The 20933-nt window shown below is 38.0% G+C and carries 16 protein-coding genes; 10 read left to right on the top strand and 6 right to left on the bottom strand.

The window, feature by feature from the left end; translation table 11 throughout:
* Positions 1–1884, top strand: a complete 1884-nt coding sequence (locus CH354_RS01080) for an ABC transporter ATP-binding protein (protein ID WP_100716311.1) — start codon at positions 1–3, stop codon at positions 1882–1884.
* Positions 1885–1890: 6 nt separating this feature from the next.
* On the opposite strand, the gene CH354_RS01075 is transcribed toward CH354_RS01080, so the two are convergent.
* Positions 1891–2301: a zinc ribbon domain-containing protein gene (locus CH354_RS01075; RefSeq protein WP_100726285.1), complete on the bottom strand. Its 411-nt coding sequence runs from the start codon at positions 2299–2301 to the stop codon at positions 1891–1893.
* A gap of 71 nt (positions 2302–2372) precedes the next feature.
* Here CH354_RS01075 and CH354_RS01070 point away from each other — a divergent pair, with 71 nt between their 5' ends.
* Positions 2373–3875: a succinate CoA transferase gene (locus tag CH354_RS01070; protein WP_100726455.1), complete on the top strand. Its 1503-nt coding sequence runs from the start codon at positions 2373–2375 to the stop codon at positions 3873–3875.
* Positions 3872–5125 carry an NAD(P)-binding protein gene (locus CH354_RS01065; protein WP_100716432.1) on the top strand — a complete coding sequence of 418 codons (1254 nt, stop codon included), beginning with the start codon at positions 3872–3874 and terminating at the stop codon, positions 5123–5125. The genes CH354_RS01070 and CH354_RS01065 overlap by 4 nt, the downstream gene beginning before the upstream one ends.
* On the opposite strand, the gene CH354_RS01060 is transcribed toward CH354_RS01065, so the two are convergent.
* Positions 5126–5881 carry a class I SAM-dependent methyltransferase gene (locus CH354_RS01060; RefSeq protein WP_100716314.1) on the bottom strand — a complete coding sequence of 252 codons (756 nt, stop codon included), beginning with the start codon at positions 5879–5881 and terminating at the stop codon, positions 5126–5128.
* 42 nt (positions 5882–5923) lie between these two features.
* Here CH354_RS01060 and CH354_RS01055 point away from each other — a divergent pair, with 42 nt between their 5' ends.
* The 4 genes from CH354_RS01055 (at position 5924) to CH354_RS01040 (ending at position 11086) form a co-directional block, all read left to right on the top strand.
* Positions 5924–6190 (top strand): metal-sensitive transcriptional regulator, encoded by a 267-nt coding sequence (locus tag CH354_RS01055; protein WP_100716315.1) that lies wholly within the window; start codon positions 5924–5926, stop codon positions 6188–6190.
* A gap of 100 nt (positions 6191–6290) precedes the next feature.
* The gene (locus tag CH354_RS01050; RefSeq protein WP_100716316.1) at positions 6291–6515 is read left to right on the top strand and encodes a YgaP family membrane protein; all 225 of its coding nucleotides are present in this window, start codon (positions 6291–6293) and stop codon (positions 6513–6515) included.
* Positions 6516–6519: 4 nt separating this feature from the next.
* Positions 6520–7932, top strand: coding sequence for a TolC family protein (locus CH354_RS01045; RefSeq protein WP_100716317.1), 1413 nt, complete (start codon positions 6520–6522; stop codon positions 7930–7932).
* Positions 7910–11086 (top strand): efflux RND transporter permease subunit, encoded by a 3177-nt coding sequence (locus CH354_RS01040; RefSeq protein WP_100716318.1) that lies wholly within the window; start codon positions 7910–7912, stop codon positions 11084–11086. The genes CH354_RS01045 and CH354_RS01040 overlap by 23 nt, the downstream gene beginning before the upstream one ends.
* A gap of 103 nt (positions 11087–11189) precedes the next feature.
* On the opposite strand, the gene CH354_RS01035 is transcribed toward CH354_RS01040, so the two are convergent.
* The 4 genes from CH354_RS01035 to CH354_RS01020 form a co-directional block, all read right to left on the bottom strand.
* Entirely contained in the window at positions 11190–11972 is a 783-nt protein-coding gene (locus tag CH354_RS01035) for a hypothetical protein (RefSeq protein WP_100716433.1), read from the bottom strand.
* A 158-nt stretch (positions 11973–12130) separates the two neighbouring features.
* The gene (locus tag CH354_RS01030; RefSeq protein WP_100726286.1) at positions 12131–12937 is read right to left on the bottom strand and encodes a hypothetical protein; all 807 of its coding nucleotides are present in this window, start codon (positions 12935–12937) and stop codon (positions 12131–12133) included.
* Positions 12938–12977: 40 nt separating this feature from the next.
* Positions 12978–13784, bottom strand: coding sequence for a hypothetical protein (locus CH354_RS01025; RefSeq protein WP_100716320.1), 807 nt, complete (start codon positions 13782–13784; stop codon positions 12978–12980).
* A 145-nt stretch (positions 13785–13929) separates the two neighbouring features.
* Positions 13930–16311 (bottom strand): HAMP domain-containing sensor histidine kinase, encoded by a 2382-nt coding sequence (locus CH354_RS01020; RefSeq protein ID WP_100726287.1) that lies wholly within the window; start codon positions 16309–16311, stop codon positions 13930–13932.
* A 156-nt stretch (positions 16312–16467) separates the two neighbouring features.
* Here CH354_RS01020 and CH354_RS01015 point away from each other — a divergent pair, with 156 nt between their 5' ends.
* The 3 genes from CH354_RS01015 to CH354_RS01005 all read left to right on the top strand — a co-directional run bounded on the left by CH354_RS01015 (position 16468) and on the right by CH354_RS01005 (position 20917).
* A complete protein-coding gene (locus CH354_RS01015) occupies positions 16468–17133 on the top strand; it encodes a lytic transglycosylase domain-containing protein (RefSeq protein WP_100726288.1) in 666 nt (221 codons plus the stop codon).
* A gap of 70 nt (positions 17134–17203) precedes the next feature.
* Positions 17204–18406, top strand: coding sequence for a hypothetical protein (locus CH354_RS01010; protein WP_100716322.1), 1203 nt, complete (start codon positions 17204–17206; stop codon positions 18404–18406).
* A gap of 3 nt (positions 18407–18409) precedes the next feature.
* Entirely contained in the window at positions 18410–20917 is a 2508-nt protein-coding gene (locus tag CH354_RS01005; protein ID WP_100726289.1) for a penicillin acylase family protein, read from the top strand.
* The last annotated feature ends 16 nt before the right edge of the window (positions 20918–20933 follow it).

Here is a 20933-nt window from a genome sequence, read left to right as displayed (position 1 = left end):
GTGAAGATTTACCGAAAACTATGGCCATATTTGGCAAAATACAAATACAGACTCAGCCTTGGAGTTTTTCTGTCTATATTTGTTTCTATTTTTAACGGGGCTTCTCTCACATCACTCATCCCAATCTTTGATTCCTTAGGTTCAGGTGAAAATTATAAATTCCAAATTGCTCTTACAAAAAAAGACCAATCACTTTTAGGTGAATACAAAAATCCAGATCGATTACAAGGACTAACGTATTGGGAGTGGCAGTTTGCAAATTTGAAAGAAAAAACAAATGCCGAACTTGCAGAGAAAAAACCTGATGATTTGGTTTATCTCTTTTGTCTGATTATCCTACCTATCTACTTTTTAAAATTATTATGCCTTGCAGGAACTATTTACTTTGTGAATTCAGCAGGATTACTTGCTGTCAAAGACCTAAGACAAGCACTTTACCAAAAACTGCAAGTTTTACCTCTCAATGAATTTTACAGAGAAAAAACGGGAGTACTGATGAGTCGTGTGATCAACGATGTTGACATTGTTGGCAAAGTTGTATCAAACGATCTAAAAGATGCAATTAACGATTTTTTTTATATCATCACACATTTGATCATCTTGCTTGTGTTAAGTTGGAAATTGTTTTTTTTACTTTTTATTGTGATCCCTCTGATTGTAGGACCTGTTAGTACCTTTGCCGATCGAATTCGAAGGACAACCAAAAACCAACAGGAACAATTATCGGAACTAAATGGTGACTTACAAGAAGTGATTTCGGGAATACGGGTGATTCGTGCTTTTTCAATGGAAGATAAAGAAGCCGAAAGATTTTTTAAAGTAAATCAAAACTTATCAGACAAAACATTTAAAACTCATTTTTACCATCAAATCGGTCCCGCTTTAACTGAGTTATCTGGCTCTGTTGTAACAATGGTATTTTTAGGGATTGGAGCTTATTTATTAGAAGATGCAAGTTTTTCCAAAGGTATGTTCATTGCATTTTTTCTAACTTTGATTTTTCTAATGCGCCCACTCAAACAGATGAGTATTTTAGTAAACTTGGTCCAAGCATCAGTGATTGCAAGCGATCGAGTTTTTGAAATTTTAGGACGAGAGGTTGACATCAAAGAACCAATTTCTCCAAAACCATTGGGTAGTTTGAGTCATGCCATTACTTATAAAAACGTTACATATCTTTATCCAAATACAGATTTATACGCCTTAAAAAATATCAATCTGACATTACCAAAAGGAGGAACGATTGCGATTGTTGGTTCCTCTGGAGCAGGAAAATCCACACTAGTCGATTTATTACCAAGGTTGATTGATCCCACTGAAGGTGGTATCTATTGGGATGATGTAAATGCCAAAGATTTAAGTTTAGATAATTTACGAAAAAGAATCGGTGTTGTTTCGCAAAATATATTTTTATTCAATGGTTCCATTCGTGAAAACATTGCTTATGGAAAACCTGAAGCGACGGAAGAAGAAATCAGAAGAGCTGCAGAGGATGCATTTGCTTCTGAATTCATAGAATCTTTTGAAGAAGGATATGATACAATCGTTGGTGAAAGGGGTGTTATGTTATCTGGCGGTCAAAGGCAAAGGATATCAATTGCACGAACCCTTCTTGCAAATCCAGAAGTATTGATTTTAGATGAAGCCACGTCCGCATTGGATACGGAATCAGAGAGATTAATCCAACAAGCATTTGTTCGGTTGTATGAAAACAAAACTGTGATTATCATTGCTCACCGTTTATCCACAGTAAAAATTGCTGATACAATTTATTATTTAGAAAATGGTGAAATTGTAGAGAGTGGTAGCCACACAGAACTTTTGCAAAATCCAAATTCAAAATACAAACGATTGTATGACATGCAATTCTCTAACTCAAATTAGTCGAAATTAAGCCAATCGACTTGTCCCACAATTGGGACAAAATTTTGCATTCGGAACAGAAACAAAAGATCCACAGTTGGAACAAGTCCAATCTTTGTGAATTTTTGGTTGTTCTAACGTTACCAAATTTTTACTCTTTTCTATTAAAGTAGATTCTACTGTTTCTAATTCTTCAATATAAGGGATGGATTGAGTTTGGAATTCTTCCTCAGTTAATTTACCAGAATCAAAATCGGATCGGATGTCTTTTAACGAATCTAATAAGTTATTTTTTTTCTCATAAATTGCTCTCAACTGTGAATCCATTTCTTTGCCAAAGGGAGACTCATCAACCTGGAATCGATAATAGAATACCAAAAAGGGAGCAATCAGAATGATTCCAAATAACACCGAATAGAAATATAAGAGAAAATCCATACGTTCAGAATTTGGACTTTTTATTTTTAGGCAATCTCTTTATCTTTGCTCTAAGAAGAGATTTATCATTTATGACTGTAACCAATTCATTGATTGAAGAAAAACTAAAAACTGCAGAAGAAATCGCCCAATTATTGCCAAATCAAGTCACTTTGGGTTGTTCTGGATTTACTCCAGCAGGTTACCCTAAACTCATCCCTGTCGCCTTTGCAAAACGTATCGAAGAAGAAAAAAAATTTGGAAAGTCATTTTCTATCAATTTGTATGCAGGAGCTTCCACTGGGGAAGAGCTAGATGGAGTTTTGGCAAAAACTGGTGCTTTAAAATTACGAATCCCATACCAATCCAATTCACATCTACGTAATTTAATCAACCAAGGGGAAACTGATTTTATAGACATGCACCTTTCTCATGTCGTGAAATACATTGAACATGGAATCTTACCAAAAATTGATGTTGCAATCGTGGAAGCCATAGATGTGACAACTGATGGAAAAATTTATTTATCCACATCTTCTGGGATGAGTGCGACTTATTTAAAAAATGCGGAATCAATCTATATTGAACTCACTGATACTCATCCTCTCGAACTAAAATCTTATCACGATATTTATCTACCAAGTCACCATATGAAAGGTGGACCTATTCCTATTATCAATCCTAGTGATCGAGTGGGTGAACCATTTGTCCAAGTCCCACCTGAAAAAATCAGAGGCATCGTTCGTTCTAGTAAACCTGATGCAGCTACAGTATTCAAATCACCTGATGTCGACTGTCAAAATATTGCTTCTCATGTTTTGGAATTCATTCAACACGAAATCAAAATGGGAAGGATCCCTAAAGAATATCTGCCTTTCCAAAATGGAGTTGGGAATATTGCTAATGCCGTACTTGCGAGTATGGCAAAAGATCCAAAATTCCATGCAATCCAAATGTATACGGAAGTGGTCCAAGATTCGGTATTTGATTTGATTGATGCGGGAAAATTAGAAATTGCATCTACTTCTGCACTCACCTTTTCAGAGTTAGGTTTAAAGAGATTCCATGAAAATATTTCAGCATGGAAATCCAAATTTGTCATACGGCCACAAGAAATTTCGAATCATCCAGAAGTGATTCGTCGTATGGGACTCATTGCTATGAACACTGCGATCGAAATTGATATTTATGGGAATGTAAATTCAACACATGTGATGGGTACATCTATGATGAATGGAATCGGTGGGTCAGGGGACTTTACTAGAAATTCGCATTTAAGTATTTTTATGACACCTTCACTTGCAAAAGATGGGAACATTTCTGCGATTGTACCAATGGTCTCTCATACAGATCATAACGAACATTCAACAATGATTTTTGTAACTGAAAATGGATTGGCAGACTTGCGAGGATGTCCTCCTAAAAAACGTGCGGAACTCATCATTGAAAAATGTGCTCATCCTATTTATCGAGATAAATTGAGAGCGTATTATGAAAATGCACTCAAAGTTTCGAAAGGCAAACACACTCCGCATGATTTAGAAAACGCTTTATCATGGCATGTTCAATTTTTAAAAACCGGAAGTATGAAGTGATTGCAGTTATTGGATCAGGAATTACTGGATTAACTGCTTCTTGGGCTTTGAACAAATATTCGGATGTCTCGTTATATGAGAAACACCCTGAAGTAGGGATGGCTGCCTTTGGCGCCAAACAATTGATCAATGGAATTGAAGTAGAGTTTGATATTCCATTCCGAACAATTAAAAGGGATTATTATCCAACTTTGTTCCAAGTTTACGATAAAGCAAACATCCAAACTAGAGTTGTTGATTATTCTTTTCGGGTTGATTCCAGTAATGAAGCTGTTTTTGGATTTTTTTCCAAGAATATATTTGGGAATCATTTTGGATTTCCAACGGCAGATGTTTTTTTATCCAAAAAAGGTAGGCTTATCTTTTCTGATTTATTAAAGTTTTATACAAATTCAAAAACAGATTGGAAAAACGAAAATCAAAACATTACCATTTTGGATTTTTTGAAAAAGTATCATTACTCAAATGAATTTATTTATGAGTTTTTATTGCCTACCTTTGCTTTGGTGAATACTTGTAAAACGGAAACAGTTGCTCTTTATCCTGCAGAAACAATCATTGGATACCATTCCCGAGGTTATTCTTATACTCCGCAGGAAACAGCGAAATATGGAACACGGGATGTTGTCAATCGCCTCACTTCGGGATTAAAACAAATCCATTTAAATTCAAATATAAAACAAATATATAAAAAGAATTCCAAAACAATTATTCAATTCGAGACGGAAGAAAAGGAATTTGATCATGTCATTCTATCAACCCAAGCAAATCAGGCAAAAAATTTACTAGGGAACGGTTATGATGAAGAAAAAGAGATTTTAAATGAATTTCGTTATGAAGCAAGTGATGTTGTTTTACATACGGATCCAACTTATTTTAAGAATCCCAAAGTATCTTTAGTTTTTAATATCCGTGACGGTTATGATAAACCTGAGGTAACCTTAGATTTGGGAAGGATCATCCCCGAGTTAAAAGGCAAAAAAGTTTTCCAAACATGGAACCCACATAAAATGCCTAATGAAAATGACCTTTTAAAATTAGCTAAATTTGAAAGACCAGTTATGGACGATCGAACAGCGAAAGCGATCGAACGTATCTCTGCCCTACATGCAAAACCGAATTGTAATCTTTGGTTATGTGGTTCCTATTCATTGTATGGGATTCCATTGTTGGAAGCTGGAGCCAAGTCAGCCCTACAAGTAGTTTCTAAAATTTTAAATCAGTCTGTAGATACAATCATTCAGAGATAATTATTTTTTTAGAACATAGTAGTGGTAAGTAAGCCCAAATACTTTTTTGATTTTTTCTAAGACAAAGCCAAACAGACGAAGTGACAATTTCATCTGTCTGGAATTTTGTATAAATCCCTCGATGACTGGTATTGTCCAATCCAATTGTTTTTCGATCGTAAAGCCAATGGAATCTATTACTTTCTCTGTTTCATATGCAGTTTTCATTTGGGTTGGTGGAATTAGGAATAATTTAAGTAAGATGGGGAATGGAATTCCTAGATTCTTGTCAGAATGGAATATGTTGAAAACTAACTTCCCTCCTGGTTTTAAAACACGATAGGCTTGGTGATAAAACTCTTCAAAATTTTCGAAATGATAAGCAGCATCGACGGAAAAAACAAAATCAAATGTGTTTGCGGGAAGAGTATTCATTTTTTCCCATCCAGCTTCGATAAAAGGATCTACTTTGACTTCATTTTCGTGAAATAACTGTTTGGCGAAGTCTGATTGTTCTCCAGGTAAATTAATAGCAGAAAGTTTTTTTGCATCAAAAATATGTTTCCAATAGAGTAAACTCCCCCCCAGGCCCGATCCAACTTCCAAAATGGAGGCTTTTTTTGTAAGCCCAGATTGTTTTGCAAACTCAGATAAAAATTGAATGCCTGCCTGGTCGTACTGTTTGACCCCAGACCAGTAACCAAAATTGGAAACGTAATAAGGTGGTGATTGCGGAAGTTCTGTAATGGGGGATTTTGAAAATGGAAAGGGTGTCATTTTTTACTTGAAACTTTGATATACCCTGCTGGGTATGTAGGTATGAGCCTTTCCGAAAACCAAACCAAACTCATCCATCGCATCAATCGTATCCAAGGCCAACTGGAAGCGATCAAAAATACCATTGTGACAGAAGAACAGGACTGTGAAAAAGCGATCCTACTCCTAAAAGCAGCCCACCAAGCCATGAAAAAGTTCGGCGAAGCTTATATCCATGAATATATGGATACTTGTTTTAAAGAAAAGAAGTCCACTCAAAACATCGAAACAGACGTAAAAAAAGCCATTTCAGCTGCCTTTTCCCTTTAATTTCCCCATTTCCCTCTAAAATCCTCAATAAAAAATTCTTGCCATATATACCCCGCAGGGTATATATGGATTTAGGCTATATACTATAGGGGGTATGGTAATGTTCTTGGCTTCAACAAAAACATGGTATTTGGAGCGATTGGTGTTTCTCATCGCTGGAGTTTTTAGTTTAGTAGGTGTTTCACTTGGAACTTATGTTTCACCTTGGTGGTTCCTTTTGAACTTACTTGTGGGAATCAACTTGGTTGTATTTTCAACCATCGGTTTTTGCCCAATGGCAATTCTTTTGAACAAACTTGGTGTAGAGCCAAAGGTTAAGGATTAAACAAATGAAACTTTTCACTAGCTTTCTGCTTTTGATCACACCGATTTATCTTTCTGCTGAAGGAGTCGGGTTTGGTGACCTCTGGAAACGAATCGAAGAAAATTCATCAGCAAGAAAATCCAAATATTTAGAGTGGAAGGCTGGTGAAATTGCAAAGGATAGATCCGATAAACACTGGTTACCTAGGGTTTATGCTGATCTTAGAACTTTTCAAACAAACGATCCCACTCTTAACTTTATGGGAAAATTAAGCCAAAGGAGTGCAACAGACGCTGATTTTTCAACAGCTTCCACTCGTTACCGGCCAGGTAATTTTTTAGATTCGAATAACCAACCTTATACGACTTTAAACTCAGATACAATGAATCTTTTTGCAAAGGATACATTGAATTATCCAGGCAGCCATCAATATTCTAGAGGAACTCTCGGAATGGATTTACCACTATATGAAGGTGGATCAGGTAAAACCTTTGCTGCTATGAATGAAAAAAGAAGTACAGGATTAAAATTTGAATGGTTAGCAATTCGAGACAGAGAATTTGCTCAAGCTGGATTCTACTACCGAGCTATTCAAAGTTTATATGATTATCAAAAAAGACTCGAACAAATAAAAAAAATCGAGAGTCGTTTTCAATCCAATTATTCGTTAGGTAATAAAGGAAATCCTGTTGGTTATGCAGGATACCTGGCATTAAAATCGATCAAAAATCAAATCTCTGTATTAGAAAAACAATCTGAGTTACAAATCAAAGATTATAAAGATACATTATATGTTTTATCCGATTTGCCAGCCACTGATTTGGAAATTGTAGAATCAGACTTAAATGTCTTTTTGGATACGTATTTTAAACGACCAGTTGGATATGAAAGATCCAATCAAATGAATGCACAAATCAAGTATGCAGAAGGTGAAAAACTCAAAGCAGAAATGGAGATGGCTAAGTTTTTACCAAAAATCGGAGCCTATTCCGAGGCATATGGATACCAAGGCAGTCGTAATATATCAAATGCCTACCAAGCAGGTGTGTATCTTCAAATGAATCTATACAACCCAAAAGATATGGGAGTTGTAGAAGAATCTAAGTTAAATGCAGAAGCTGCTCTCAAAAAAATAGAAGAAAAAACGAAAGAAGAAGAGACTCACGTAAAATCACTAATTCAAAAAGAAGTATCTCTCAAAGAAACTCTGGAACTCATAAGAGAGTCTATGAAATTCCAAGAAGAACAAGTGATCAATATGCAAAGATTATTCCAGAGTGGAGCAATCAATGCCTTACAATTTGCAGAAACTTTGAATAAATCATTAGAATTATCTCGAGTTTTAATGGAGACCGAAATCGCTCTTTTACAAGTGAGAACGGAAGTATCAATATTTTCAAAAAAGGAAGACACAAATGAATCCATTGGAAGAAATTAGGGCTGGTTTTGCAGGGAAACTTGCAGAAACATTTTTACATTCAAGATTAACGCCAGTTATAGCAATTGCAAGTTTAGTATTAGGTTTGTTTGCTGTATACTTAACTCCAAAGGAAGAAGAACCACAAATTTCGGTTCCTATGATTGATATCCAAGTTCCCAGTCCTGGATTTTCGCCCGAGGAAACGGAAAGAAAAGTTACGGAACCTGTGGAACGTGCAGTTTGGGGTCTCGAAGGAGTTGAATATATATACTCCACAAGTAAGTGGCATGGAAGTTATATCACTGTTCGCTTTAAAGTAGGCGAACCAATTGAACCATCACTTGTAAAAATCCATCATAAATTGATGGAGGCAAAAACTGTATTACCTAAAAATACGTTGCCTCCAATCGTAAAGTCTTACTCAATTGATGACGTTCCTTTTCTTGCTCTTAGTTTTAGTTCAGAATCTTTAAATGATTATGAATTAAGACAAAAGGTTGGACCTTTAGCTAGAGAATTGTCATCCACACCTGACCTGGCAAGCGTGCAAATGTTAGGTGGATTGAAAAAAACAGTTCGAGTGAAAGTTGACCCAAGTTTATTAAGTCAATTTGGTGTTACAGCCATTGAAGTTGCCGAAAGTTTAAAACAAAATGATGCATTGATCCCAGCGGGGAAAAATTGGTCATCAGAATCGGTTGTCGATATGGAAGTTGGAGGAGTGTTAAGAAATATATCCGATGTAAAACGATTACCTGTTGCGCAACGAGGTGGAAGGGTAGTTCGGATTCAGGATTTAGCCCAAGTTGAGGAAGGGCCTGAAGAAAGAACAAGGTCTTCTGTTTTGTATGACAAATCACTTGGTGAAACCAAACGAAATGCTGTCACAATTGTATTTGCGAAACGAAAAGGAACAAATGTTGTTAATTTATCGAAAGACTTAATTGAAAGGGCTGAATTATTCCAAAAAGATTTACCAAAAGAAATTAGTCTTAGCATCATTCGTGATTATGGTAGCACCGCAGAAGATAAATCCCATGAACTGATCGAACATTTGTTGATAGCAACCATTTCTGTGACAATCCTCATTGCACTATGGATGGGATGGAGATCTGCACTCGTTGTTGCCATTGCGATTCCTGTTACTCTTGCACTAACACTTGCCATTTATTACTTTCTTGGTTATACTCTAAACCGAGTCACACTCTTTGCACTGATTTTTTCCATTGGGATTTTGGTTGATGATGCCATTGTAGTAGTGGAAAACATCGAACGCCATTTGGAAGAAAATCCAAAACTAGGTATCATACGAGCGACACTCATTGCAGTATCTGAAGTAGGAAACCCAACCATCCTTGCCACTTTTACAGTGATTGCAGCGATTTTACCGATGGCCTTTGTAAGAGGACTCATGGGACCTTATATGAAACCGATCCCTGTGGGTGCAAGCCTTGCGATGATATTATCATTGATAGTTGCCTTTGTCATCACTCCTTGGGCATCAGTCAGATTATTAAAAGAATCACATACCCATTCGGAAAAAGAAGTAGGTCATAAAGTTTCCAAATTAGACCAACTTTACATCAAGTTCACCAATTGGTTGTTAGGTACAAAGAAAAATGCAAGTCTCTTTGGAGCCATTACCATTGGATTATTGTTAGTTTCCATGGCTTTTGTTGCCTTCAAATGGGTAAAAGTCAAAATGTTACCTTTTGACAATAAAGAAGAATTCCAAGTTCTAATCGATTATGAACCTAAAACAACTTTAACACAAAGTATGTCCCAATCGGAAGGTTTAGCAAAAACACTATTACAAAATCCGAATGTAGAGAAAATCCAAATCTTCGGTGGAGAAGCAGCTCCATTTTCTTTCTCTGGGATGGTAAAACATTCATTCCTTCGAAATTTGGATTCGATGAATGACCTACAAATCATCTTAAAGAATAAAAATGATCGAAAAGATTCAAGCCACGAGATCATTGAATCGCTAAGAGGAGAGATTAAGGCCTTTGGTGAAAAAAACAATGCTGTGACCAAGGTTTTAGAAATCCCTCCTGGGCCTCCTGTGATGGCAACTATGGTAGCGGAAGTGTATGGCCCAAATGTTGCTGAGAGGAAGAAAGTAACGGAAGAGATATACAATATTTTTAAAGAAGAACCAAGTGTAGTCGATTTGGACACATCATTACGAAATGGAAGACCCAAGATGGTTTATCCAATTGATTTTGATAAATCAGGATTATACGGAATCAAAACTTCCGCACTTGCCTATACAGGTTCTTTACTCTTTTCTGAATCACCACTTGTTAGTTTAGCGACTGCAAAAGAACCAGAAGAAGTTTCCATCAACCTATCGATGAAACAAAATGTTCGTAGTTCAAAAACTCCTTTCCAAAACCAAAACATCATGTCAATGGAATCGGGAGTTGTTTCTTCTGAAAGAGTATTAGGAAATCCTTACCTCGAAGAAGACAGAGCTCTCTTTCGCAAAAACTTAAAACCTGTGAATTATGTAATGAGTGAACTTTCTGGTGAAGAAGAAGCTCCTGTTTATGGGATGTTAAAACTAGCACCAAAGATTCATTATGCAACACAAACAGCAGATGTCCCATGGAACACAACAAAACCGGTTATCAAATGGGACGGAGAATGGTTCATCACATATGAAGTATTTCGTGACTTAGGTGGTGCCTTTGCTGTCGTAATTTTACTCATCTATGTCCTTGTGCTTGGATGGTTTAAAAGTTATACAGTGCCTCTCATCATCATGGCGCCGATCCCTATCTCACTCATTGGTATCTTACCTGGTCACTGGGTGATGGGTGCTTATTTCACAGCAACATCGATGATTGGATTTATCGCGGGAGCTGGGATCATTGTCCGAAACTCTATCATCCTAGTTGATTTCATTGAAGGAGAGATTAAAAAAGGGGTTGAGTTAAAAGAAGCGGTAGTGCATGCAGGGGTAGTTCGATTTCGACCTATGTTACTAACTGCATCAGCGGTTGTGGTTGGTTCTTTTGTGATGTTATTTGATCCAATTTTCCAAGGTCTAGCCATCTCACTCATGTTTGGTGAAATTGCAGCCACTGTTCTTAGCCGATTTGCAGTGCCAGTGTTATACTATTGGTTCATTGGGAAGTCAAGACAAGGTGTGATCAAACACGGATAATCAAATTAGAGACTTCAACGAAACAAAAAAAGCTGAAGGATTCCCTTCAGCTTTTAAATCTAAACCCAACATTTAAAAACGTTGGGTTTTTTTATACCTACAATTATCTTGTTCCTTCGTTTTTGATCTCACTATGATTCTTATACAAACCAGTCGCAGTTAGAGAAGGTGCTCTAAGGTGTCCTGTGTATTGTGTATAAGTGGTGCTACCGCTAACGATAGAAGTTTGGCATTTGTCAAGACCACCAGCACGGTTGTATCCACAAGAAGAATGGTATGCAACTGCATAGTCATCTTCTCCAGGAAGGATTGCAGAAGGTCCAAATGCACCTTTGTAACCTGGTACATGGTGGATCTGAATTCCAGCCGTATTGTTATGGTTAAACGCACCACGAGCTGTGGATACGATGAGTGATTTGTCCATTGCGTTCCCACCGAAGCCGAAAGTAGCACCATTGAGAGCTGATGCCAGTTCGGATCCACCAGAAGCAGCTGCAAGTGCAGTTACTTTTGTAAGATTGAAACCCTTAGATGACGCAGTTGAGCCTAAATTTGCCAACCAAAACTCGATCGCATAACATCCCGCAGAGTGGCATACGATTTTGCAAGAGTTTGCCCCTTTACAATAGTTCGTAAGTCCTGTGGCAATGTTTGTTTGGGCACGAGCAGTTCCGTATGTTCTTGGATCAGAAGTTCCATCATACCCGATGAAAATTTTGGATCCTGAAACAGTATTCGCAGAGGTTCCCCAGTACGAATTTACGTCAGTTGTGCCGACACCATTGTGGTTTTTGTCCGATTTTCCGTGGATGAACACGGTGTAGGTTTGTGCACTGAGTGATCCTGCTAAGAGGAACGCTAGTACGGTTGTGATTGTGCTTCGCATTGTTTTTCCCTTTCCTGATTTTCTTTCTTTAAACACAAATTCCACAAATAAGTCAAATATGTCAATTTGTAATGTATTGGGGCAAAAAAAAGACCAGCCTGAGTGGCTGGTCCGTTTGGCTTACCAGAGATTGGTAAGGTTAGGAGTGGAATCCGATCCTATCGGTATCCCTCTCCTTTGAGTTGTCCATGGTCAAGGTAAAGACCAGTAGAAGATACAGAAGGAGCTCTGTAGTGACCACTGTATTGTGTGTAAGTTACATTGGAGTTGAATGGCCAAATCCCTTCACTTTGAGTGAGAGAAGATTGGCATTTGTTGAGTCCACCTGCTTTGTTGTACCCACAAGAAGAGTGATACGCAACAGCATAATCATCTTCTCCAGGAAGGATCGCAGAAGCTCCAATCAAACCTTTGTAACCAGGGACGTGGTTCACAGCAACACCAGCGGTATTGTTATGGTTGAATGCTCCACGTGCAGTCGATACGATAAGAGATTTGTCCATTGCGTTTCCAGCGAAACCAAAAGTGATTCCGTTAAGAGCAGAAGCAAGTTCTGATCCACCAGAAGCAGCAGCAAGTGCAGTTACTTTTGTAAGGTTAAAACCTTTAGAGGATGCAGTAGAACCTAAATTGGATAACCAATACTCAATCGCATAACAACCTGCAGAGTGGCATACAACTTTACAAGAGTTTGCACCTTTACAGTAGTTTGTCAAACCTGTCGCGATGTTTGTTTGTGCGCGAGCAGATCCGTATGTTCTTGGGTCAGAAGTTCCATCGTATCCGATGAAAATTTTAGATCCAGAAACTGAACTAGTGGAAGAACCCCAGTATCCGTTTACATCTGTTGTTCCCACACCATTGTGGTTTTTGTCCGATTTACCGTGAATGAACACGGTATAGGTTTGTGCACTAAGCGATCCTGCAACGAGGAACGCAAGTATTGTTGTGATTGAGCTACGCATCTCTTTTTTCCTTTTCCTTTCTATCAATGATTCCTAAATTTTATCTCCAACCTTCCGTTTTGATCTGACCATGGTCTAGATACAAACCTGTGGAGGAAACAGATGGTGCACGGTAGTGGCCACTGTATTGGTTATATGTTTTGTTCGATCCGAATGGCCATAATCCTTCGTATTGAGTGAGAGAAGATTGGCATTTGTTGAGTCCACCAGCGCGGTTGTATCCACAAGAAGAGTGGTAAGCGACAGCATAATCATCTTCACCAGGAAGGATGGCAGAAGCTCCGAACATACCTTTGTAACCAGGGACATGATTCACTGCAACACCAGCCGTATTATTATGGTTAAACGCACCACGTGCAGTTGTTACGATGAGTGATTTGTCCATTGCATTTCCACCAAAACCGAAAGTGATTCCGTTCAGTGCGTTTGCAAGTTCCGATCCGCCGGAAGCAGCAGCAAGGGCAGTTACTTTTGTGAGGTTAAAACCTTTGGAAGAAGCAGTAGAACCTAAATTGGATAACCAATATTCAATGGCATAACATCCAGCCGAATGGCAGACGATTTTACAGGAGTTTGCTCCTTTGCAGTAGTTTGTAAGTCCTGTGGAAATATTGGTTTGGGCACGAGACGAACCGTAGGAGCGAGGATCAGTGGTTCCATCATATCCAATGAAAATACGAGTTCCGCCTACGGAATTCACAGAAGAACCCCAATACCCGTTCACATCAGTGGTTCCCACACCGTTATGGTTTTTGTCTGATTTTCCGTGTATGAACACAGTGTAAGTTTGTGCACTGAGTGACCCTGCTAGGAGCAAAGTGGTGATGGCTGTGAGGAGAGTTCGCATTGTAATTTCCTATTCCCGTTTGGTGTTTCCCTTGTTGTATAAGTTTGGCAAAAGATTGACAAGAATTTTTTTGACCAATTTAGACAAAATTTTAACATAATTTTGCCATTGTCGCTGTTTTCATGACAAAACTACTCGAGATATCCTAGGTATTTGCTAGGGGGAGGTGGATGGTGAAGAGGGTTTTCCCTGGTTGGCTATGGACTTGGATTGTCCCTTGGTGGTTTTCGATGATTTTTTGGACGATGGACAAACCGAGTCCCGTGCCCATTCCCAGCTCTTTGGTTGTAAAAAATGGTTCGAAAATCCGAGGTAAGATGTCTTCGGGAATTCCCTTTCCATTATCCTCGATCCTTACCACAGCTTCAGAATCGGTAGTTTTGAGGCTGATGGAAATTTTACCATTTTCACTCGGGCAGGCTTGGAAGGAATTATAGACCAAATTGGTCCAAACTTGTACAAGTTCGTCGGCATGCCCAAATACCATTGGATCCCCTTCACAATTCCATTCCAAGTCCACATGGGGTTTCCAACTTTTGGAATACATGCTCAAAACTGACTCGATGCCTTCTCTCAAGGACAATTCTTTTTGGTTGTCTTTCGGTCCTTGGTAGGAGTGGTGTTTTAATGCGAATACGATTTTTGAGGCACGTTCGACTGCAGTTTCAATGATTCCTAAATGGAATCGGATCACATGTTCGTTGAGTCTTGATTGGAAGGCTTCGATCCCTTCTTTTGTGTCAAATAAAGATAAAAAGGGAGTTGGTATCTCTTCCATATGAAAATCGAAACAGGTATCGGCAAGAGAGATTGGATCGGAAACTTGTTTTGATCTAAAAAAATGAGTGAGTTCTCGTTTTCGTTTGAATCGGGAAGTGACTTCCGAACGTTTTTGATTTTTAAAACTTTCAATGAGTGCATCTGCTTGGATTTCCAATGGAGAACGTTTGTCTGAGTCATCTGAAAATTGACTATCCTTTATGAATTGAATACTCCCTTTGATGGCAGCGAGTGGGTTATTGATTTCATGTGCTACACTTGCCGCGATTTTACCCAATGTGGACATTCTCTCTGCATGTAACAGTTGTTCCTGGGTATCTCGTAATTCTAAAATTGTATTATTGAGAGATACGGTTCGTTCTTCAATTTTTTGTTCGAGTTGGAATCTTGCTTCTCTAACAATCGAAATCATTTCATTAAAACTTTTTGATAGTTCCCCAATTTCATCCTTACTGGAAACTTCTACTGAAACAAATAAATCACCTGATTGCATCCTTCTGATCCCAGAAAGGAGTCTTGTTAAAGGGTAAACAATACTAGTTTTATGTAAGACTGGGTATAACATAAAGATTGTAAAAATTGAAAAAAGGAGCGTTATGATTAACCATACAACAGTTTGGTGAACCTTGCCTCGATACTCAATATAAGGGATAGCGACTAAAAAGTGATGGTTTTTTGCAAAAAAATCAGAAGTCCAATAAATTCCGTTAGGGTCATTGCTGAATGTGTCCAATTTAAAAAATTCATAGGAAGGAATTCTATTTTGTAAGGTATCTATTTGGTTTTCCGAGAATTCAATTTTATTGATACGAAAGTTTTTTTCCTGCATGTCAATGACGAGGTCAGATAAATATACAAAAGGATAAATGTTCCCAAGTTCTAATTGGGTTTTGATATTATGTTTTTCTCTACTCATTTCGTTTTGAATGTCGATACGGAAACGATTGAATAAAAAATTTGCAACAATGGAAAGAATGAGGTACAAGATTGTTAGATTAAAAGTCATAATTTTAAATCCAACAGTTGAAGGAACAGTGTCTTGGTTGAGTGAAACCAAAACAAGAATGGTCATGATGATGATCGTAAGATTGGTCAGAACAAATAAATAAGTAGGTTTACTCACATAATTGAGATCTACAAGAATGTCGGCAAATGCTAAAGAAAGGATTCCTAAGATTGCTAAGATAAATCCACCAGTTGCTCTTTTTTTAGAACCATCTAATCGATTGTATTTTGTGAATAGGGCAACTAAAGTATTTACAAGAACCAAACAGAGAGTAATTGCAATGCATAAAATGGAAAATTGGATCAATGTGTTTTCTGATGATTGAACGGGAACATAAAATTCCATTTTAGGATCGAAACGAATTTCACGAAAAAAGAAACCGATTCCATTCCCCAAACCTGCAAATAAGGCAAGTCCTGTTTGGATCCGCAAACTCCATTTACGCCAACGTGGGAACAAGTCTTCTTGGAACCGAAACGCTAACTCTGAAGTAGAAACACCCAGTACAAGAATGGCTGGATTTTTCAGAAAAACAAATACATAGGCAGTGAGGTGGCTTAAGAACGAATTACAAATCGACCAGGCAACGGACCAATAAAACAAACTGAGGAGGGGGATGAGTAATCCTCGAAAACTGGGGGTCAGTTCCTCTTTTCTCGAACGAAAGTAAATATAGGCAATCCCACTCACCAAACTGAGTCCGAAATAGAAGAAACTGTAAAGGTTGAGAGTTGGTGCCAAGCCTCTCCAGAAATGCGAGTGAAGAATCTTTCGGCAAGCATTTCCCATTTGTCCGGTTTTTTTGTTGTGCGTCGCACAAATCCCACTTGCCACCAGAGAGAGCTGCCAGAAACTGGCCTTATTGTGCAATGCACAATAAGGAGACTACCAGTCACCATGCGAAAACAATCCAACTTCTATCATCAAATTGCGGTATTTGGTTTGGTTTTGGTCTTTCTGTTCGAATCGTACGGGAAAATCAACCCCTCTGGAAACAGCCCAAGTGATCTTTCCGCAAAGGTAAAGTTACATTCCCTCATTGTGAAACACCGACCTGGTTTTTCCAAAAAGGAACAAAAGGACTTGGTCACAGTGATTGAGAGGGCTTCTTACCACATTCGATTCCCAAAAGAGAAAATCACTGTGGCAAAAGAACCAATGGACAAACTAGGTTTTTTGGTTGGCCTCATCCAAACGGAATCACAATTCAATACACGAGCAAAATCACATAAAGGTGCTATTGGCCTTATGCAAGTTATGCCGGAAACAGCGAAGTGGCTTGCGAATAAAGAAGGAATCCCATTCCATTCGGAAAAAGATCTTTTGGAACCTGAAACCAATTTGATATTAGGTGTTCTTTATTTAAATTATCTAATGGAACGCACAGAATCCCTCGAAGCAGCATTGTTATCTTATAATGCTGGTTTAGGTGGATACAAACGATTTGGTGGTGTTCCTTCTTATTCACGAACAGTATACAAATACTATGAAGAATGGAAACAGATGCCCATCCCGACTGAAATCCCGATTTCTGAATCAATCGCTAGTCTCTTTTCCATTTAAATTTTACTTTACATCGTTTCAAAACCGACAACGCTCTTAACCGTTTTATAAAAGATAAGGAAGGGAGCGTATGGATTTATTTCGTAGATACGGTGTGTATCTAACTGTTGTTATACTAGTATTAGTAGGTTTGATCTTTTATTTCGTTAAGGATGGATTTGGTTCTGACCAAGAAGCAAAAGAGAAAGCAAGACAAGAAAGAATGGCAAGAAATTCGGATCCAACGCAGGGAAATGAATCAGGTGGAGAAGGTGGTGATGGCGGAGAAGGGATTCCTGATGATGGAGCAACTCCTGAATATATATTAGAAAAATACTTAGAATGGGCAGAATACCCACCTTTCTCAAGACCAATGTCAATTCTCAATCATGATTTAGCGTTCCCTTTCATTATTGAAACATCTCCAGACTATACAATCGATGCAAAAACGAACGAACCAACAGGTTATGTATGTTTATTCCAACCAAAAACATGGGCAGTGATTGGAAATAAAGATATGATGTATGTTACACTCGAATGTCGTGATAAAGCAAGGAATCGTGTGAAAGTTTCCATAGATTCACACCAAGTTTTTAAAGAGTGGGAAGGACAACGATATGGAGTGGTGAGTGCATCAGTGAACGACAGTGGAACTGATGGTGACCAAACCAGAGGTGATAACATTCATACATTCTCTTGGAAACCACAAAAAGCGGATTGGGGGCAAATGTCCCTTGTTGCTGAAATAACATATGGTCCCGAAAATTTAAAAACTACATTAACTTCTAGTTTTTTTTCCAGTCCTTCTATTCCCGCAGAGTTTAATGGAGTTTTTTCGGATTCACTCCAAGATGGGTCTCTCATCGTGAGAGCTGTAGTCAATGTGTATAAAAAAGGAAAATACCATTTAGAAGCCAATTTAAAGGATGAAAAAAATGGTGAATACATCGCCTATGCAGTGTATGACGGAGATCTTGTTTCTGGATCAAATGAAGTAGAATTTACTTTTTTTGGGAAAATATTACGAGACAAGGACTTAGATGGACCTTACCTTGCTACTTCTTTTAGAGGGCATCGTGTGAATTTACCGATTGATCCTGATTGGTTTAACCAAGGAGCAGAAGGTCTACGTAAAATCCAAGCTGCAAAAACAACAGAACCTGATCGTGAATTAGTTCTCCCATACAAAGATGAATACAAAACCAAATACTATAAGGTTGAATCTTTTTCCAATGCGGCTTGGGACTCAGCTGATAAACAAAACCGAATTCGTCAAATTAAAGCACTACAATAAAGTATGATACATTCAATTAAAAAATACATTCACAAGAGACCATTACTCAGTCTCTTGTTTCTTTTGATCCTAACGTTACCAATTACCCTACATTTCGTATTTTGGGGGCTTGTTTCCTTAAAAGCACCAAGATACCAAGGAGAGATTCGTTCCGATAAGTTAACTTCCAAAGCCACAGTCATTCGAGACGAAGTGGGAATACCTCACATTGTCGGTGAGGATGCCAAGTCCGCTTATTTTGCGTTAGGTTTTACGATGGCGCAGGATCGAATTTTCCAAATGGAATTACAAAGAAGGATTGGGAAAGGTGAGCTCACTGAAATTTTTGGAGAAAAACTCATCCCATCTGATCAATTTTTGAAATCGTTATTATTGAAACAAACAGCAGAAATCTATGCTAACCAAACAAAACATATATATCCAGAAGCTTGGGAACAATTGGATTGGTTTTTGGAAGGAGTCAATCATTTCTTAGAAACCGAACCATTACCCATCGAATATACAATCCTTGGGATCAAACCTCGACCTTTTGACAGAGTGGATGCAATTTCGTTCTTGTTTTATATGGGATTTTCATTTGCGGAAGGAATTAAATCAGATAGTTTGTATTCGATCATGGAATCAGAGTTAGTTGATAGATCTGCTAGTGAATTATTCCCTCGTTATGATTTTGAACCGAATGCCTCCATTTTAGAATCCCAACCAGGATTTAAAAAATTAACATCCAATCTTCCAATTCCAAACGTAAATCCAAAGAATGATTTAAAAGGTAGTGAAATTAAAAGTTCACTCTCACGTTCAAACAAAGATATCACCAATTTAAAACAATTGGTAACATTTGTGAGTTCACTCAATCTACCAATTGAACCTTTAGAAGGTAGTAATTCATGGCTTGTTGGTCCAAGTCGTTCTGCCAGTGGTGGAGCAGTTCTTGCAAATGACCCACATATTGCTTTATCCAATCCAGGTGCTTGGTATGAAGCGTATATCGAATATCCTGGATATGAAAACTATGGTTATTTTTTATCCATTATTCCTTTTCCGCTCATTGCTCATAACAGAGACAAGGCATGGGGTTTAACTATGCTCGAACAAGATGACGTGAATTTGTATATGGAAACCATTGAGGCTGGTAAATATAAGTCTGGTTCCAATTGGAAAGATTTAACCTATTACAAAGATGAGATCAAACAAAAAGATGGAACTAAAATTCCTTTTGAAGTGGCGATTACAAACCACGGTCCAATCATCACCGAACATATAAAAGGTTATAAGGGTCGACCTGTTAGTTTGTATTGGGCACACCACCATTTAGACAATCCTTTACTCGATGTTTTGTATAAGATGGGAAAATCTAAGTCATTCCAAGAATTGGATTCTGCATCTTCTATGATTGGAGCACCAGGGCTCAATTTTAGTTACGCAGATAAAAATGGGAACATTGCCTATTATGCAGTGGGAAGGTTTCCTATCCTAAAATCTGGAAATCCGAGAAAAATTTTAGAAGGTTCGACTGGCGAAAATGATGTGATAGGTTATGTTCCTTCTAAGGACAATCCTAAGATCATCAACCCTAAAAATGGTATCATTGTCACAGCCAATAACCTAGTCACCAGTGGAAGATTACCGGGACTTGGTAAACCAGAAGGAAATTGGCAACCACCAGATCGTTTTCAAAGGTTAGTTGGAATTCTCGAAACCCAAGAAAAATGGAGTTTGGAAGAACTTGCGGCCATTCAGAATGATACTGTTTCTTCTTTTGCACCAGAATACTTAGAGATTTTGTTTTCTTCTGTGAAAGAACCAAAGACGTTAGGTGGCAAAAAAGTTTTAGAAATTCTTAAAAATTGGAATTTTGAACACTTCCCAGAGTCCCAAGGGGCGGCTGTTTACGATGTTTTCTTTTACATCACAATGAAAGAAATACTCATTGATGAAATGGGACCTGAACACTTCGAACTGTATGGGGACATGGCTGAGTATTGGAATGCTTACCGCAGATTCATCCGAAATCCAAATTCGAATTATTGGGATGACCTGAGAACAGTTGGAACCTTGGAAACAAGAACTGATATCTTAAATCGTTCGATTGAACTTACCGCCAGGTATTTGGAAAAAAATGTTTCAGCCTCTCCAAGTCTTTGGAAATGGAAAAATTTATATAAAATCAAACACCCTCATCCACTAGGCGTATTACCTTTGATAGGTAGTGTTTTTAATATTGGCCCATTGCCGAGTGCTGGTGGAGCAGAGGTAGTAAACAATCTAAAATACAAACTGATGAAAGAAGATTGGACTGCGATGGCAGGGCCCTCCAAAAGAAGGGTCATCGATTATGGAAGGTTTGAGGAGTCAGTGACACAACTTCCAATAGGGAACAGTGGAAATCTAGGCAGTCCGTTTTATGGAAATCTTGTGGATGATTATATCAATGGGGTCCATCGAAAAATCCTGTATTCGAAAAGCCAAGTGGGAGATGGCAAGTATCGTTTAGAATTCCAACCCAAATAAGTGTTTTTTCCCTATC

This window comes from Leptospira levettii (assembly GCF_002812085.1).
GTDB classification, from domain to species: domain Bacteria; phylum Spirochaetota; class Leptospiria; order Leptospirales; family Leptospiraceae; genus Leptospira_A; species Leptospira_A levettii.
The sequence above is the reverse complement of the archived record's forward strand: the minus strand, read 5'-3'. Positions and strand labels throughout refer to the sequence as shown.